This window comes from Sporocytophaga sp. (assembly GCF_017745095.1).
Taxonomy (GTDB): Bacteria; Bacteroidota; Bacteroidia; order Cytophagales; family Cytophagaceae; genus Sporocytophaga.
This window is the reverse complement of record NZ_JAGHZZ010000001.1, coordinates 377,148-392,371: the sequence shown is the minus strand read 5'-3', so window position 1 is coordinate 392,371 and position 15,224 is coordinate 377,148. Positions and strand designations below refer to the sequence as shown.

At 38.2% G+C, this 15,224-nt stretch carries 14 protein-coding genes; all 14 read right to left on the bottom strand.

Translation table 11 applies throughout. The features are described 5' to 3' along the window. Positions 1–30: 30 nt before the first annotated feature. The 14 genes from ureC to J7604_RS01595 all read right to left on the bottom strand — a co-directional run bounded on the left by ureC (position 31) and on the right by J7604_RS01595 (position 15,104). The gene (ureC, locus tag J7604_RS01660; RefSeq protein WP_293890180.1) at positions 31–1,743 is read right to left on the bottom strand and encodes an urease subunit alpha; all 1,713 of its coding nucleotides are present in this window, start codon (positions 1,741–1,743) and stop codon (positions 31–33) included. A gap of 6 nt (positions 1,744–1,749) precedes the next feature. Next, the gene (ureA, locus tag J7604_RS01655) at positions 1,750–2,499 is read right to left on the bottom strand and encodes an urease subunit gamma (protein ID WP_293890178.1); all 750 of its coding nucleotides are present in this window, start codon (positions 2,497–2,499) and stop codon (positions 1,750–1,752) included. A gap of 3 nt (positions 2,500–2,502) precedes the next feature. Continuing rightward, complete coding sequence (gene urtE, locus J7604_RS01650; protein ID WP_293890176.1) at positions 2,503–3,210, bottom strand: urea ABC transporter ATP-binding subunit UrtE; 708 nt, start codon at positions 3,208–3,210, stop codon at positions 2,503–2,505. Positions 3,211–3,239: 29 nt separating this feature from the next. Next, positions 3,240–3,986, bottom strand: a complete 747-nt coding sequence (urtD, locus tag J7604_RS01645; protein WP_293890174.1) for an urea ABC transporter ATP-binding protein UrtD — start codon at positions 3,984–3,986, stop codon at positions 3,240–3,242. Positions 3,987–3,990: 4 nt separating this feature from the next. Continuing rightward, positions 3,991–5,094, bottom strand: a complete 1,104-nt coding sequence (urtC, locus tag J7604_RS01640; protein ID WP_293890172.1) for an urea ABC transporter permease subunit UrtC — start codon at positions 5,092–5,094, stop codon at positions 3,991–3,993. Between the two features lie 20 nt (positions 5,095–5,114). Further along, entirely contained in the window at positions 5,115–6,746 is a 1,632-nt protein-coding gene (gene urtB, locus J7604_RS01635) for an urea ABC transporter permease subunit UrtB (RefSeq protein ID WP_293890170.1), read from the bottom strand. A gap of 159 nt (positions 6,747–6,905) precedes the next feature. After that, positions 6,906–8,237: an urea ABC transporter substrate-binding protein gene (gene urtA, locus J7604_RS01630; RefSeq protein ID WP_293890168.1), complete on the bottom strand. Its 1,332-nt coding sequence runs from the start codon at positions 8,235–8,237 to the stop codon at positions 6,906–6,908. Between the two features lie 25 nt (positions 8,238–8,262). Continuing rightward, a complete protein-coding gene (locus J7604_RS01625; protein ID WP_293890166.1) occupies positions 8,263–8,841 on the bottom strand; it encodes a HupE/UreJ family protein in 579 nt (192 codons plus the stop codon). A gap of 75 nt (positions 8,842–8,916) precedes the next feature. Then, positions 8,917–10,305, bottom strand: a complete 1,389-nt coding sequence (locus J7604_RS01620) for a hypothetical protein (protein ID WP_293890164.1) — start codon at positions 10,303–10,305, stop codon at positions 8,917–8,919. Positions 10,306–10,949: 644 nt separating this feature from the next. After that, positions 10,950–11,540, bottom strand: coding sequence for a hypothetical protein (locus tag J7604_RS01615; protein ID WP_293890162.1), 591 nt, complete (start codon positions 11,538–11,540; stop codon positions 10,950–10,952). Positions 11,541–11,614: 74 nt separating this feature from the next. Continuing rightward, positions 11,615–12,658, bottom strand: coding sequence for a sulfite exporter TauE/SafE family protein (locus J7604_RS01610; RefSeq protein WP_293890160.1), 1,044 nt, complete (start codon positions 12,656–12,658; stop codon positions 11,615–11,617). 126 nt (positions 12,659–12,784) lie between these two features. After that, positions 12,785–13,840, bottom strand: coding sequence for a DUF4397 domain-containing protein (locus tag J7604_RS01605; RefSeq protein ID WP_293890158.1), 1,056 nt, complete (start codon positions 13,838–13,840; stop codon positions 12,785–12,787). A gap of 151 nt (positions 13,841–13,991) precedes the next feature. Beyond that, positions 13,992–14,660, bottom strand: a complete 669-nt coding sequence (locus tag J7604_RS01600; RefSeq protein ID WP_293890156.1) for a YceI family protein — start codon at positions 14,658–14,660, stop codon at positions 13,992–13,994. A 72-nt stretch (positions 14,661–14,732) separates the two neighbouring features. Further along, positions 14,733–15,104, bottom strand: a complete 372-nt coding sequence (locus J7604_RS01595) for a hypothetical protein (RefSeq protein ID WP_293890154.1) — start codon at positions 15,102–15,104, stop codon at positions 14,733–14,735. Between the last annotated feature and the right edge of the window lie 120 nt (positions 15,105–15,224).

Here is a 15,224-nt window from a genome sequence, read left to right as displayed (position 1 = left end):
TTATATTGATTTCATAATTTCATTAAAAACTTAAAACAGGTTATACAACTGAGCCAAAGGAAGCTTGGTCGCCGGAAGACAAGTTATCCATTCTCCATCAACTGTGACTTTGTATGTTTCAGCATCAACTTTAATATCCGGTAAATAATTATTGAGCTTCATATCTTTTTTCTTCACTGCTCTGCAACCAGTCACTGGTGTTATTGATTTATTTAGCCCATAAGATTTGACGGTTGACAATGACGCGTGAGAAACAAATGCAAGAGATGTTCTGCCGATAGCAGCTCCCCTTGCACCGAACATTGGTCTTGAGAAATACGGTTGAGGAGTCGGAATAGAAGCATTCGGGTCTCCCATCTGCGCCTGCACGATCACTCCACCTTTGACAATTATCTCCGGCCTACTTCCGAAGAACTTAGGATGCCACAAAACAAGATCAGCTAATTTTCCAACCTCCACAGAACCTATTACATGCCCACAGCCATGAGCAATGGCAGGATTAATAGTGTATTTGGCTATATATCGTTTTACCCTGAAATTATCAGAAGCAGAATCTAAATCCTCTTTTAAAGGCCCTCTCTGCTCACGCATCTTGTGCGCTGTCTGCCATGTTCTGCATATCACTTCCCCCACTCTACCCATAGCCTGAGAATCAGAAGAAAGCATGGATAAGGCTCCCATATCATGAAGTATATCTTCCGCTGCAATTGTTTCTCCCCTGATTCTGCTTTCAGCAAAGGCAATGTCTTCCGGAATATTTTTATCAAGATGGTGACAAACCATCAGCATATCAAGATGCTCATCAATTGTATTTACTGTAAATGGTTTGGTAGGATTCGTTGAGGAAGGAAGAACATTCGGATCTCCACAAAGAACTATTATATCAGGAGCATGTCCCCCTCCTGCTCCTTCTGTATGATAGGTGTGAATGGTACGACCCTTGAAAGCCGCACGACTGGACTCTACAAAACCGCTTTCATTAAGGGTATCTGTGTGTATACAAACCTGCACATCATAATTTTCAGCAACAGCAAGACAGTTATCTATTGTGGCTGGCGTTGTACCCCAGTCTTCGTGAAGCTTAAGACCTATCGCTCCAGCTTTTATCTGTTCTTCAATTTCACCTGGATGAGAAGTGTTTCCCTTTCCCAGAAATCCAATATTCATGGGAAAATTGTCTGTGGCCTTTAACATCATCTCCAGATAAAATGCTCCGGGAGTACAAGTCGTTGCTTTAGTACCTGTAGCGGGACCAGTTCCTCCTCCTATGAAAGTAGTTACACCTGAGGCAAGTGCTTCTTCCATCTGTTGCGGACATATATAATGTATATGGTTATCAATGCCCCCTGCGGTTATGATCATTCCTTCTCCGGCTATCACTTCAGTAGTAGCACCGACAATCATATCAGGATCTACACCCTCCATGATATGAGGATTACCTCCCTTACCTATCGCCTTTATATATCCATTTTTAATTCCGATATCGGCTTTATAAATCCCCGTATAATCAATAATCAAGGCATTGGTAATAATCAGATCAAGTACCTCTGAAGATTTATAACCGGAAGCCTGTCCCATACCATCGCGCAGAACCTTACCACCACCAAACTTGCACTCTTCACCATATACAGTAAAGTCTTTCTCTACTCTAATGACAAGGCCGGTATCTCCAAGTGTTAACTTATCTCCTGTGGTAATGCCAAACATATCAGCATAACTCTTTCTTGAAAATTTATAAGCCATAAAAATCTATGATATAAAACCTTTTTCTTTCATTCTTTCCTTTATCAGACCAATACTGCCATTGTCAACATTCCCCTGAATGAGATTATTTCCGCCATAGACGAGCTTTTGTCCAGCAATCTCTACCAGAGGCACAGTCTTCTTTTCACCAGGTTCAAACCGAACTGCAGTGCCAGCAGGAATATCCAATCTATAGCCCAGGGCTTTTATTCTGTCAAACTCCAAAGCACTGTTAGTTTCTGAAAAAATATAATGAGATCCCACCTGTATAGGTCTGTCTCCTTTATTTATTACATCAACATTAATAGTGCTTCTTCCTTTGTTTAGTTCGATATAACCATCAGCGACATCCAATGCTCCCGGCTTTGGGTTTATGATATTGTCTATAATAAGCTTCCTTCCTATTGCTACCAGTCCTGACCCATACAGGGCCAGACCATTGTTTAATCCTTTATTGCATATTGGATAATGGACAGTCACCAATTTCGTTCCATCAGGAAAGGTGCCCTCTATCTGTACTTCATCGACCATCTCTGCAACACCTTCCATCACATCATCTATACCCAGAAGTTGCTTACCTTTGTCCATAAGCTCTGCGACACTATGTCCTTCTCTTATAAACTCAAGTAACTGAGCAGAGATAAGAGCTATTGCCTCAGGATAATTAAGAAGTATGCCTCTCGCATAGCGCTTTTGTGCAAGAAAACCGGCGTTATGCAACATCAGTTTTTCAATATCTTTAGGAGATAACTTCATCGCTTATACAGATAGATGTTTTCTGATTTCCTGGTGTTCTAACTCTTCCTTGCCACCTTCCATCACCATTTTACCTCTGTCCATAAAATAATAATAGTCTGTAAGCTGCTTGGCAAAATCTATTTTCTGCTCAACCAACAGAACAGAAATATCTTTCTCCTTAGCCAGATTTTTCAATACCTGTGCAATTTCCATTGCGATAGATGGTTGAATTCCTTCAGTCGGTTCATCAAGAAGTATAAGAGATGGATTACTGACCATGGCTCTTGCCAGCGCCAACTGCTGCTGCTGCCCGCCGCTCAGATTTCCTCCTAATCTCTTTCTAAAATCTTTAAGAATAGGAAACAAAGCATAAATTTCCTCCTCAGGCAATTTGCCTTTCTTGCTACCTAATGCTTCCATTCCTAGTTTGAGATTTTCATAAACTGTCAATTTTGGAATAATCTCTCTGCCTTGCGGGACATAGCTTATACCCATTCTGGCTTTCTTATGCGGCGGCAGCTCTCCTATTTCTTCGTTCTGAAATTTTATGCTTCCATTAGAAACTTTTACCAACCCCATAATACTTTTCAGCAAAGTAGTTTTCCCTACTCCATTCCTACCCATGATCGTTGTGATCTTCCCTTTAACAGCTTTAAAATTAACTCCCCACAGAATTGTGCTTTGTCCGTATGCTGCCTGCAGGTTGTTAGATTCAAGTATGATCTCCATAATGCTTCCGTTTTGAATTATACTAAGGGTTATTCCAATTGAGTATTTGTTCTTCCGAGATAGCAATCTATCACTCGCTGATCATTCCTCACTTCAGCAAATGACCCTTCCATCAATAATTTACCTCTAACAAGTACACTTACCAGACGATTTGCAATCTGCTCTACAAAGCTCATGTCATGTTCAATTACAATTACGCAATGATGCTTAGCAAGGTCTGTAAGCAATTCCCCTGTTCTGTAAGTTTCTTCGTCAGACATACCGGCAGCCGGTTCGTCAATGAGCAATAACTTTGGATCCTGTAGCATTACAATTGCAATCTCAAGCCATTGCTTTTGCCCATGAGATAAATTACCAGCAAGCTTACTCAAATGAATGTCTAGCCTTACCATTCTCGCCACCTGATAAATTCTGTCTTTGATCTCAGATGACATTTTAAAGAACATAGATTTGAAAATTCCTTTAGGCATTCTGGCTGCGAGAAGCATATTATCGTATACAGTAAGGCTTCCGAATATTGAGGGTTTCTGAAATTTTCTTGCAATACCCAGGTTAGCGATATCTACTTCTTTCTTTCCAAGGATATGATTTCCATCAAAGATAACTTCACCATCATCCGCCTGTGTCTTTCCGCATAGGATGTCCAGGAAGGTTGATTTGCCCGCACCATTGGGACCAATTATAACTCTAAGCTCATTCATATCCACACTAAAATCATGAAGATCAAGAGCCTTTACACCACCAAAGGCTACATTTAGATTTTTTACATTCAGCATTTTATCAGATGTTAGCTTTTAAACTTTCACTTCCTTTGGCTGACGACCATCCAGTCAGCTTTGCCTCTAGCATTTCTATCAATCCCCAGAATCCTTTTTCAAAGAAAAGGACAGTAAGGATAAATAATATTCCAAGGATGTATAACCATGACTCTGGAAACAAGCTGGTACAAACACTGTAAAGATAATTTACCAGCAAAGCTCCGATGATTGCACCCTTCAATCTTCCTCTGCCACCGAGCGCAACCCACATAACCATTTCAACGGAAGCCTTCACATCCATCCTTCCCGGAGTAATGATCCCCGTCTGCGGAGCATACAGCACTCCGCCAATTGCTGCCAGAATTGCAGCAATGACGAATACTGCCACCTTATAATTCACAACATTATAAGCAGTAAAACTTAACCTGGATTCACTGTCTAAAATTCCTACCAGAACTTTCCCAAACTTAGAATTCACAAGCCATCTGCAGAATAAAAATGTACCACAAAGTGTAAGAAAAGCAATAAGGTAAAGACCTAATTTCGTTCCTGGGCTTGACAACTCGAAACCTAGTAAACTTTTAAAGTCTGTTAGACCATTTGTTCCGCCCAGCATTGTTTCATTTCTCAGAAATATCAACCATACAGCTAATGCGAGGGCTTGTGTGATAATAGCGAAATAAACACCTTTGATTCTGCTTCTGAACACAAAGAACCCAAACAAGAAGGCGAAAGTGGCCGGCAAGGCCAATGCCAGCAACAATGAAAGGCCAAATGAATGGAAAGGCTCCCAGAAAAATGGTAACGTATCCACCTGATTCCAAACCATAAAGTCAGGTATAGCCGCGCTATAAACACCTTTGCCACTAGCGCTAAGCAACATGTGCATAGCTATTGAATAGCCGCCAAGACAGAAAAAAAATGCCTGGCACATTGATAAGACTCCCGTATATCCCCAGATCAGATCAATGCCTAGAGCTGCTATGGCAAAGCAGAAATAACGCCCCCAAAGGGAAATTGTGTTGTTAGAAACAAATCCCAGTATATTTCCCAATGGGAGCACTATGAGAAATATTGTTATTAATATGATATAGAATAATGAGTCTGATGTTAAGTATTTCTTCATGCCAGTAAGTTTATTTATGACTAATCTTCACCTATTCTTCCTTTATCAGGAAACAAGCCTTTGGGTTTATACTGAAGGAATAAAATGATCAGTGTCAATATGAGTACCTTCCCATATACAGCCTGAAAGAATGATTCCAGTATCTTAAATAGAAATCCAATTCCGAAGCCAGAAACTATTGAACCGGCAATATTACCAACACCTCCGGTAACTACTACAAGGAAAGAATCTACTATATAAGTCTGCCCCATATCAGGAACTACGTTACCTATTAAAGTCATTGCTGCACCTGCAAGCCCTGCGAGACCTGAGCCGAGAAAGAAAGTCATAGCATCCAGTTTATTGGTTTCGATACCAAGACAAGAGCTCATTCTTCTGTTCTGCGTAACCGCTCTAATCTGCAATCCTAATCTTGACCTGTACAAAACAAGATAAGTTACAGTAATCATAAAGGTACTGAGAAAAATGATGAACAATCTGTTATAAGGAAGTACAAGGTGCTGCACAACCTCCCAACCACCGGAAAGAACAGCAGGCGTTCTCACTGCAGTAAGATCTCCAAACAATGACCTTGCAATCTGAACAAGCACTAAACCGACACCCCAGGTAGCCAGCATACTTTCCAAAGGTCGTGAGTAAAGATGTCTTATAATTAATCTTTCTATTACAAATCCCCAGAAGCCCGCTACTATAAAAGAAAGAGGAAGAGATATCCAGAAAAAAAGATCCGACGCCGGACTCATGATACTTTGTATACAGTAAGTGGTATAGGCACCTATCATAAGGAATTCACCATGCGCCATATTGATCACACCAGCTAGACCATAGACTATTGAAAGTCCCAATGCTATCATGATCAAAATACTTCCGAGGCTCAGCCCACTGAATAAATTCTGAAACATTCTCAATCTTTCATGCTTTGATTGTAACTCTTCAGCCTTTAATACTGCCATGGCTCTTAAGTCACCATTTGTCTGACTTGAAGCGTACTGCTCAAGAATCGATTGAGTATTGGGTCCCCAGTTTAGCGCCAGACTGTCTATCCACATTTTATGAGTAGCCTCAGGAGCTGAGTTTAATTGAATTGAAAAAATTGTTTCCTTTCCAAGCCTTTGTATTTCTTTATTCTTCTCCTGAGCAAGCGCAGAATAAAGCTTTGGAAGAATTGCCTTATCTTTTAAACCCTGAAACTGAGAATAAGCAAGCTTTCTTTTTTCAACTTCAGGACTTAGTAAATTCAGATAGGGAATTATCGGAGCAAGCAATAATCTGGTACTTCTACTAAACTCGATTTCTTTCAATTCTGATAAAGGGAGTAACAAAGTATTTCCATCCGCTGAAAACAGCTCTTTAAACTCAGGATAAACTTGTAATATTTTAAATTTTTCAGGACCCTCATCTGAAGTCTTCTTTTCACCTAACGTTACCAAAATATTATTATGCATAAACAGCTTCTTATCATTGATCGCAGAAAGCAATGGATACACTTCCGTTTTTTCAGATATGATAAGATTATTGATTGCAATAGTCTTCAGTGAATCAGATCCTGAAATGACTGTATTCACTTGCATCTGTGTATTGTTTACTGCACGGTCTGCCAGCAAGCTCAATGGCCATGCAAATACTAACAGAAAATAGAATATATATTTCATCCGGTTAATTATTAAAACAAACACAACCAAAGACCAATCGTATTCGAAATTCAATTTTAAAAAACCGGCTGTACTTGGCCTTTGAGTTCCTCATACAGCCGGCAAATCTACCTTTACAAAGTCATCAGGGTTACTGATGACTATTTACTGAACTAACAATTAATTTTTAAAGGTATATGTACCACCGTGACTTACGTGATCGCAATCCTTATCAGGTGACGTTAGTTTAGACCATGGTTCAGGCTCAACAAGACCTTCTGTTTTCCAGATAATATCAAACTGGCCATCGCTTCTTATTTCACCAATCATTACGGGCTTAGCAAGGTGATGATTCTTCTCGCTCATTTTTACAAGACCACCTGGAGATTTAAATTCTAAGCCATACAATGCAGGACGCATTTTTTCTATTTCAATGGAGCCTGCTTTTTCTACAGCATTTTTCCAAAGATAGATATCAGTATAAGCCCAGCAGATCGGGTCATCAGTTACACGCCCTTTACCTCCTGGCAAGCCTTTCTTCTCACAGAACTTCTTGAAGTTCTCAACAAAAAGTTTGTTCTCAGGTGATTCAACAGACTGGTAATAATTCCATGCGGCCAGGTGCCCTACAAGAAACTCTGTATCCATAGAACGCAACTCATCTTCAGCAACCGAGAATGCCATGATAGGACACATCGCTGCAGTCAAACCTTGATTTGCAAATTCTTTATAGAATGGTACGTTAGAGTCACCGTTTACAGTACTAAGTACACAAGCCTTGCCACCGGCAGCAAACTTCTTCACCTTTGAAACAATAGTTTGATAATCCTGATGATGAAATGGAGTATACTCTTCGATAATGTTTTCTTTAGGAACACCTTTTGAAAGAAGGAAAGCTTTAAGGATTTTATTAGCTGTTCTTGGGAAGACGTAATCTGTTCCTAATAAATAGAACTTCTTATACCCGCCGCCTTTCTCACTCATAAGGTATTCTGCAGCAGGTATCAATTGCTGATTTGGGGTAGCTCCTGAATAGATGACGTTTGCAGAACATTCTTCGCCTTCGTACTGTACAGGGTAAAACAAAAGACTGTTATGCTCTTCAAACACAGGTAACACAGACTTTCTGGAAACTGAAGTCCAGCAGCCGAATACAGCAGCAACTTTTTTATCAAGTATAAGTTCTTTTGATTTCTCCGCAAACAGATCCCAATCAGATGCAGGATCTACAATAACTGGTTCTACTTTTTTACCAAGAACACCGCCGGAAGCATTGATCTCTTCCACTGCCATTTCTATAACATCTTTAAGAGAAACCTCAGAGATAGCCATGGTACCACTCAAAGAGTGCAGTACCCCAATTTTGATTGTTTCTTCTGTACTTGCTTCAGCTGTTTTCTCTTGCTCCGATGCAGAGTCTTTAGAGCCTGAACATGAAGAAAACAAGAGCCCTGCTGCCAGCATGAGCGACAGTAACTTAAACAAAGTCTTTGATTTAAATGGTGTTTTCATACGAGTCGTTGTTAGAGTTAGTATTTTAGTAAAGTTGTTCTGTGATTATTTTGATGCCATATATAAATGAGCATCCAGCAATGAGACATGAAAACCATGTCAGATACTGAGGCTGCAAAAACCTAAGTCTTGTCATTGCAGCAGTGATAATGCCCATCCCTATTATAGTGCCTAATCCGAATAGCAAAAGGAAAAGTATTTGCTCCTGTTGATTTTCAACACTGCCTGCGAGCATGGCAGCAATGGAGCCACTGCCAGCCAGGCCATGAACAACGCCAACATTGAAGAATAAAACCTTATTACCTGATGAGCTCTTTTCTTCATCACGTCTTGTTAGAATGAATAAGCGATAAATACCAATCACTACCATCATCACTCCTACCAATAGCTCAAAAGAAAATCCCTCGGGAAAGACAATAAAATTTTTAACAAATGATAAAGAAAGAGCTCCGATCATAACAGAGCATGTATGACCCAATCCCCATGTTGCACCTAATATTGCTTCTTCCCGGAAGCTTCGTCTGATGCGTACAAGATTTCCAACAGCCACTACATGATCTGTTTCCATTGAATGGCTTAAGCCTATAAGTAAAGGTGTTATCATATGAAAACTAATTGGATTACTTTCTCTTTATTCATTCCTCTGAGGAAATTGTTAACTATCGGGATTTCTAAATTTCTAGAAGATGAAGAACTGAAGTTGGCACCATAACTGTCCGTAAGTCTTGTTGGTGATCTCTCCTGAATCCTGTGGTACACCTTTCGTGAATGTAGTATAGGACAGTCTCACGTTTGTACCGTATCCATTGAAAAAGTAATTGACACCTCCACCGAATACAGTTCCGCCTTGCAATTTGTTAAATGTAGAAGTATTTCCTTCTGCCTGTTCTTTAGTTGCACTTACAGCTTTATTCTCAAATCTGATCCAAGGTTGTACTTTGATATCTTTAAAGTAATAGCCTAGTTCAAGGAATGATACAGTTTGCTGAGGGATCATTTTAGCGAAGCTGTATTTGGTATCTGTTTTGGTACCTCCGGACATATAAGTAAATGCTGAGTTAAGAGTCACAGATCCAGCTTTGGAAACCGGCACATCAACAAACAAGTCAGCTCCTACATTGTAATATGTTGCCTGCGCATCGAAGCCTGCACCAAGGGCTACAGTCTTACCTGATCCAAGTTTGGTTCCTGCATAGTAGTAGTCCTGTTCAGGATCGAGGAAGTTATAAACAACTCTACCAACTGTTCTGAATGGAGCTTTGTCGTCAAATCTTCTTCCAGAAAAAATACCGAAACGATACTCAAGTTTTTTCTTTAAGAAAAAACCTCTTGCATTCAATCCAAGATCACGGCCAAAGTTTCCTTGAAGCGGATCATTTGCAAAGAGATTATATGGATATTGATAATAAGTAAAGTCATTTGCCATCAGAGAAGCAGCCCCCTGAAGTCCGTTTCTATTGTGAGATACAAGCTGCATACCAGCCACAAGCATTATATACTGATTGAAAGCATGCTCATATTGTGCATCAAGGATTATGGGAGACACTTTAACATTTTTGGTACTAGAGTCAAGTCTCACACCAATTGGAGAGGGAATATCTGTTTCAAGAAAAAATGATCCTTTCTTTGATAACTGTCCGCCGACAAGAACCCTGGCTCTGTATAAAGTGATTCCTTTGTTCCAGTCACTTCCGGCTTCACCATAGTTGGTATTCGATCCAAAGCCTGTCTGCTGTGATGATGCAAACATGTGTACAATAGAACCTACGCTGATGGATGGCTTAAATGGTACAGAGTCTGCTTTTGCTTCTTTATCTGTCCCAAAATAATGAGAAGGCATTTCTCTCATTATAAAAGTATTTGCTGGTGCCTTTTGAAAGTTTTGCCTAGACTGACTTCCGGTCTTTTTTCTGAAAGGACCGGAGGCTGTAGAATTTACATCCGTTCCTGATGAATTTTTTTCTTTTTCTTCAGAACCATCTCCTTTTGAAAAAGCGCCGGTGTTTAATCCCAGCGACAGGGCAGCTACGCAAAAAGCTGTCGGTAAAAGTTTAATTGTTTTCATCATTTGTGTCCTTATTTAATTGTTTAACTCTAATACTTACGTATATGAAACAATTATATTAAAGTACTTACGTATTTCAAAATGACTTTAAAAGATTCTATAATAATTCATATTTATACCTATTTTAATAATATTAGTATCAAAATTGATAGACAAATAGATATAAACTGAAATTATAGAAACTTCACATGACCAGATGGATGAAATATAGAATAAAAATTAATCAAACTACTTACGTTTATAAAAAAAGATAAAATTTAATATCAAAAAATAAATATCTAATACAATTATGACAAAATAGCTCAATATTTATATAGTAAAATCAAATAAAGATATTAAAATGCGATTCTTTGCTATAATTATGAGGTTGGTTTAAAAAAATTAATTCGAATTCCTAAAAATATTAACATAGGTATAAACTCAAAAAGAAGAAACGGAACTATCCAAGCTTAATTCAAAAAATGTCATATTAAAATTATGACCCTATTCTTCTTATGAGGATAAGCGGAATAGGATTCTAATTGTAGGCTTAATGAATTGGTTTAGAAATTAAGTATAAAGTGGATAGCATAAAAAACTTTCAACTAGCTCCCCACAAAACATTTACCCATAAAGCCAAAAATTAAAAACCAGGCAATTCCCAAAAACTATTCAACAAGAGACCAAATATTTTCCGAGGTTTCAAAAGCTACAATGCCTTTACTTTTTTGCAGATATATCCTTTTAACCTCTACATTGGAAGAATCATTTTTCCAGAAAGTAGTAACTTCTTTATATTCCTTACCATTCAAAGTTATGGTTTCATAAAACCTGGAATTCCCGCTTCTATCAAACTGATCAAATCCATCACAGATCTCAAAATCGGTCCCATAACAACAATGAGAATAGCTTTGGTAAATAATGGGGCAGTGGGGGAGATAACTCCTAGGATCACTTAAATTAAATAAATCCACTGTCCAATTTGGATCGCACCCACCACCAGTCCCTATTCCTGTGCTTTCTTTCCAGGCATTCCTTTTATCATTTGAATTGACCTGATATTTCAAGGTATCAGGTAGATTGCCTGTTGTATAATAAATATATTGTTTGACTTTTAAATCAGGAATAAAAATATTCCCAGTACTATTAGGATCATACCCTTGACAATCTTCAGTATTCTTGCAAGCATTAAAAACGAGCATAAAGGAGATACACAATAAACATACAGCATTCTTCATAATCCAATTTATCACTTTCATAACTTTATACTTCTTCTAAACTCATCATTGCAAATTTAATTTTTAGTAAACTAAAACTAATTAAACCTCGAACCTTAAATTTCATCAAATTCCATTTTGGTCAATTCACCATCTTTAAATGCATAAAATTCATAACTGGCAGCCTCCCTGAACTTGAATACTTTTTCCAATTTTATATAATCGTATTTTTCAATTAATAAATCATACTCTCTTTTTAAATGGATTGGCAGCTCTTCATACTTAATAGGACGCTCGACTTCAAAACTTCCGTTAAAAGAATATTCCAACACAAACTGAGTATCTCTCCAGCTAACCTCTGTTTCATATTTCCTGCCCTTCTTATTGGAAGTCAAATTTAATTTATCAGTCTGGATGATATCAGTTGATGTTCCTATTAACAGTATAACACCTGACAAGACCATTACACCATACCCTATCTTTCTGAACAGAAATTCACTTATAAAAGGCAGGATATATTTAACTGAAACGGAAGAAACAATGGAGGCTGCTGCAATTGTAAGGCCGAGATATAAGGCTAACTCCGAATACAGGCCTAACAGAATATAAATCACCAATTTCATCATATGAAGAAAAATCTCATTCGCTGCTCTGGTTGCTACTATTTCTTCTTTTGTCAAGCCATACTTTAAATAAAATCTATTGAACAACAAACCTATAGACCCCGTAATTCCTGACACAAAACCAGCAAGAAAACCTACAATAGCCAGAACATACGGAGGATAGGGCTTTTGCTCCTCCTTCATTTTTCCTTTGGAAACAAACAATTGAGGAAGGTTTGCTACTAATAACACAGCCACAATAAGTTGCAGATAAAGAGGATTCGCGAATTTTATAAGATAAGCGCCCAGCCAGACCGACGGAATTGAAAATGGCACAAACCAAATAAAAATCTTCCAGTTAATTTTTTTCCAAAATACAGCTAATCGAGATGCAGAACTTGTGAACGTACCGATTGTAAGTGAAAATGGAACCACAGAAGTAGGTAAAAGCAAGTTTAAAATCGGAATCAGAACGAGACTAGCTCCTCCACCACAAATAGCACTTAACCAGAAGGCAATAATGGTTGCAACAAACAAAAGAGAAATTTTAAGAATCATCGCTTTCAATAATATTGAAATAAAAATAATAATTTAAGTAATGGCTAGCTTCAGAATTTCCAGAATGAAAAAATAAAAAAGGAGGCTGCGAATCACAGTCTCCTTATGACAAAGATTACTTCTTGATTATTTAATTACAGCACAGCGCGCTGTTCCTGTTCTTGTTTTGCCAACTATCTTAACTAGATACTGACCCGAAGTAACATTGCTTAAATCCACATTCAGTATGTTTTTGCCAGAAGTCAGATAAACAAAAGATGGCTGTACAACACTACCATACATATTCACCAGCTCTATCTCAGCCATACCAGGAGTATCATTTTCGATTTCAATTGTGAGTTGATCTGTGGATGGCACAGGATAAGCCAACAGCTTTTGAAAAGGCGTCCCTGAAGCTTTAACACTTGCAAGAATATTACCAAGAGCAACTACATCTCCGTCAGGTAACGCTGCAAATAAACCAAATGCTGGGCCATCATTGTTTTGCGATGGATCCAGAAAGCCACTAGCGAATATCAGAATACCCTGTCCTGCATAACCTGTAAGATCTGCAGTAAAGGCTCCTAATGTATCCTCTTTATTGAAGGAGTTTGTTATATAAAGGTTGTGGATGGCAGGAGTCAACGCATCATAATTTGCAAAAAGATTATATCCAATATTTTTCACTAAAGTATCCTCAGTATCTGCTACTACATTCAATACAGGCGCATCCGTGGCGCCGTGCCAGAAGTTCACTTCAACCGTTGATGGATCATTGGCGACATCTTTGGCGGCATCAAAAGTTTTTAGATTAAATGCAATGTCTTCCCCTTCAGGATTTGGCGCAAAACCGGTTCCTACTACTCCAGTAGCCATAATAATATTTTTGGTTCCACCTGCCAGCGTAACAGTTGTTGTATAAAACGCATCAGCGGAACTTGTGCTTGATGCAGGCGCTACATCAATTTTAGTGGCTATATCGGCCGGTACAGTCTCAAATTCGCTTGCCTGCCTAAACTGAACATTGTCAGCCCAGAGTATATCATTAACATAAACATCAACTGTAAGAAGCTCAGGATCCGCAGCATTGTGAATTACTTGAACCAATGCCGTAGACAATTGAGCAAACACACTCCCTCCAGAAATCAGAAGGGCCGCAAATGCAAAAATCACTTTTTTAAACGGAGTAAAATTCATTCTCATAGCTTAAATTATTAAAGATTAAAATTTGATTAAGCAAAAGTAACTGGTGAAATTGGCTTATGTTTTGAGGCCTAAAAATGATGATGCGACTATAAATGAAAAATCCCCAGGGAAATCTGGGGATTGTAAGAATAAATATTTTAACAGAAAACTATTTGGCTGCCACTAAGTCAAACTCAATGTCCACCTCATCATAAATAGCCTTATCCCCAAGGTTTTCAAAAAATTTGCCTGAACCGTAACGAATATCCCATTTAGTTCTGTCAATTACGGCAGTTCCTTTTGCCTTTAACTCATTTTCATGATGCGTAATTTTAACAGGCACACTGATTTCATCTGTCTTCCCTTTTAAAGTAAGCTTTCCCGTAAGAATCTCTTCTTTCTCAGCTTTACCGGCATCTAATCTAACTATTTCAAAAGTAGCTGTCGGGTGCTTTTCCACATCAAAGAAATCTGGAGATTTCAAATGTCCGATCAGTTTCTGATTGCTTTCTTTATCAGTCAAATCCTCATTCACTATTGATTTCATATCAATTGTGATGGTTCCACCTGTCACAACATTATTCACGACCTTTAATTCACCACTTTGAATTTTGATAGAACCATTATGCTTTCCTGTAACTTTTTTACCTGTCCATTTTATAGTACTCTGTGCAGTATCAACTTTATAAACAGCTTCACCTTCTGTAGCAGCATGTTCTCCGGACGCAGTCCCGGCAGTAGTATCGGTCGTTCCAGCTTCTTGTTTCTTATTTTCGCAGGCAAAGAGCAATACAAGAGAAAAGATAAAAAGTAGTTTTAAATGTGCTTGTTTCATCATTTGTGTCATTTTTTTGTTGAACAACACAACTACCAAGTGCTGAAAATGTTTGAATGAAAACCGAAATCGTACCTATATTTTTTTAATCATCATTCGTCCGATAGTACTACCAATCCAGCAAAGGTTAAAAGAAACCAACACCATAAACAACAAATATTGTGTTGTTAAGGCTCCCGCGAAAACTAGTAGACAAATCAAAAATATCAAAGTAGTAAAAGAAATTCCTATAGACGAAAGCCTAGAAATGTCTCTTGAAAAACCATAAAGCCAGGTTGCCATTAACCCAGTGGTTAAGGGCACCAAACCAAAGACCGCGATTCCGAAAAGGTGACCAAAATAAATCAATAGGACATATAATCCACAATTAACAAGCAATGTAGATGCAATGGATAGCCACCACCTTTTTGTTTCAGATAACAGCGAAATTCTTTCCAGGATATTCATTTATTCATATGGTGGTATCTTCATTTAATACCACTAGCTATTACCGAAGATACTATATAAATTTTATATCACGAGTAAATAGGAGTAAAAATGCAGATGTTCCTCGATTGCATTTTCAAA

Bases quoted from the DNA above. Each gene is read 5' to 3' on its own strand.
- ureA (WP_293890178.1), bottom strand. From the start codon at position 2,499: ATGAAGTTATCTCCTAAAGATATTGAAAAACTGATGTTGCATAACGCC.
- J7604_RS01620 (WP_293890164.1), bottom strand. From the start codon at position 10,305: ATGATGAAAACAATTAAACTTTTACCGACAGCTTTTTGCGTAGCTGCC.
- urtC (WP_293890172.1), bottom strand. From the start codon at position 5,094: ATGAAGAAATACTTAACATCAGACTCATTATTCTATATCATATTAATA.
- J7604_RS01615 (WP_293890162.1), bottom strand. From the start codon at position 11,540: ATGAAAGTGATAAATTGGATTATGAAGAATGCTGTATGTTTATTGTGT.
- J7604_RS01610 (WP_293890160.1), bottom strand. From the start codon at position 12,658: ATGATTCTTAAAATTTCTCTTTTGTTTGTTGCAACCATTATTGCCTTC.
- urtA (WP_293890168.1), bottom strand. From the start codon at position 8,237: ATGAAAACACCATTTAAATCAAAGACTTTGTTTAAGTTACTGTCGCTC.
- J7604_RS01600 (WP_293890156.1), bottom strand. From the start codon at position 14,660: ATGATGAAACAAGCACATTTAAAACTACTTTTTATCTTTTCTCTTGTA.
- urtD (WP_293890174.1), bottom strand. From the start codon at position 3,986: ATGCTGAATGTAAAAAATCTAAATGTAGCCTTTGGTGGTGTAAAGGCT.
- urtB (WP_293890170.1), bottom strand. From the start codon at position 6,746: ATGAAATATATATTCTATTTTCTGTTAGTATTTGCATGGCCATTGAGC.
- urtE (WP_293890176.1), bottom strand. From the start codon at position 3,210: ATGGAGATCATACTTGAATCTAACAACCTGCAGGCAGCATACGGACAA.
- J7604_RS01625 (WP_293890166.1), bottom strand. From the start codon at position 8,841: ATGATAACACCTTTACTTATAGGCTTAAGCCATTCAATGGAAACAGAT.
- J7604_RS01605 (WP_293890158.1), bottom strand. From the start codon at position 13,840: ATGAGAATGAATTTTACTCCGTTTAAAAAAGTGATTTTTGCATTTGCG.
- ureC (WP_293890180.1), bottom strand. From the start codon at position 1,743: ATGGCTTATAAATTTTCAAGAAAGAGTTATGCTGATATGTTTGGCATT.
- J7604_RS01595 (WP_293890154.1), bottom strand. From the start codon at position 15,104: ATGAATATCCTGGAAAGAATTTCGCTGTTATCTGAAACAAAAAGGTGG.